Below are 1608 nucleotides of genomic sequence, written 5' to 3'. Positions count from 1 at the left end.
GGACCAATTGAGTCAACCTTTGCAACGATACAGCATCGAACCAGGCAAGCCAGGGGTTGCTATTCCAGAGAAACAGTGCTTTGTGCTTTCTTTAAAATGGCAATGCAGGCAGAGAAAAAATGGTTGAGACTAAGAGGTTATCAGCGTTTAGCTGAAGTCGTCAATATGGTGAAGTTTATTGATGGGATTTCTGAGCACGAAGTAGACAAAATAAAACAGGATAAACAAAATGCTGCCTAAGCCATACACCAAATTTGACAATAACTCCAGCTATGCTGGGGTGACTCCCAAAGGTTTGACCTTTACAGTATTAGTGTAGCCTTTGTTGTTGAATCAACACAACAAAGGATCAAGCCGATGAGAGACTATAAGAGTTTGTCGCATACAAGATGGGATTGCAAATATCACATAGTATTTATTCCTAAAAAAAGGAAGAACCTAAATTCAAGTCATAAGTGCATAACCTGCTAAATTTTCTCCCTTTCTCAAAAAAGGGGAGAAAAGCGTGGCATTAATGCCCGTTAATTCAAAAAGTGCTTCGCAAGGTGTCTTATACCCCAAACACTTTCTTGGTCTGCTGTTTAACCTGTCAACTGCTAAAGTTACTGCTTCAAGTGAAACATTGTTTAGCTGCATCCCTTTGGGAAAGTATTGTCTTAGCAAGCCATTCGCATTTTCATTCTGCCCTCGCTCCCATGAGTGATAAGGCTTTGCAAAGTAAGTAGAACAATCGAGTTCTTTCGCAATTTCCTCATGTGTTGCAAACTCTTTACCATTATCAAACGTGATTGTATGGACAATGTGCTTAAGCGGGTTTAACAGCCATGTAATTGCAGTTGCAACCTTATCTGCATGCTTACTTCCTAAAGGGTATGCCAGGCGGAATTTAGATTTGCGCTCATCAATGGTAACGATTGCGCCTTTATGATTTTTACCAATAATCGTGTCAGCTTCCCAATCGCCAACACGTTCACGGTTATTTGCAACCTCAGGGCGATTATCAATATCTACTCTATTGGGAATACCATGCCGGTTATTACGTGATGCGCCATAACGTTTCCTATAGGGTTTCCCCTGATGCCTCAAATGCTTATAAAGCGCACCACCGGATTGCTTATCCTTCAGAATATACTGGTAAATGCTTTCATGGTGCAGATGCACAATGCCTTCATATCTTAGCCTGCCAGCAATTTGCTCAGGGCTCCAGTCTTGCTTTAAATAGCCATTAATCAGCCTTTTAATTCCATCTGTAAGCTTCATGTGTTTTGCTTTATCCATGTGCCTTGCGTCAGTAAAGCTTTGAGCCTGCTTGTGTCTATACCCCCTTTGCCCCTTGTTGCGCCGCAGTTCTCGAGATATAGAACTTTGTGAACGTTGCAAAGATTGTGCAATTTTATTCTGTGATCTACCCATTTTGCGCTCAATTTCGATATAATGTCTCTCTGCAAGGCTTAATTGTTTGTACGCCATAACATAACCTCCAATTTTGTGTGGGTGCAACTTGATCATCTAAGCCTTGCACAGTATAGACGATCTCTCTTGCTACCCTTATTTATCAAAGGTTATGCACTTATTATACGAATCCACCGAAGATAATCTATGGTAGTT

Annotated in this window: 1 protein-coding gene and 2 pseudogenes; 2 read left to right on the top strand and 1 reads right to left on the bottom strand. The window is 41.0% G+C overall.

From position 1 onward, the window contains the following. A pseudogene (locus DNK84_RS06295) lies at positions 1 to 240 on the top strand (IS256-like element IS4502 family transposase); the annotation flags it as partial. Positions 241 to 357: 117 nt separating this feature from the next. Next, a pseudogene (locus DNK84_RS06290) lies at positions 358 to 435 on the top strand (IS200/IS605 family transposase); the annotation flags it as partial. Between the two features lie 9 nt (positions 436 to 444). Here the strand turns inward: DNK84_RS06290 and DNK84_RS06285 are convergent. Further along, the gene (locus DNK84_RS06285) at positions 445 to 1470 is read right to left on the bottom strand and encodes an IS30 family transposase (RefSeq protein ID WP_119343700.1); all 1026 of its coding nucleotides are present in this window, start codon (positions 1468 to 1470) and stop codon (positions 445 to 447) included. Positions 1471 to 1608: the final 138 nt, after the last annotated feature.

Origin of the sequence: Facilibium subflavum, from assembly GCF_003574485.1 — a bacterium.
Taxonomy (GTDB): Bacteria; Pseudomonadota; Gammaproteobacteria; order Francisellales; family Francisellaceae; genus Facilibium; species Facilibium subflavum.
This window is presented reverse-complemented; position numbering and strand designations above follow the sequence as displayed.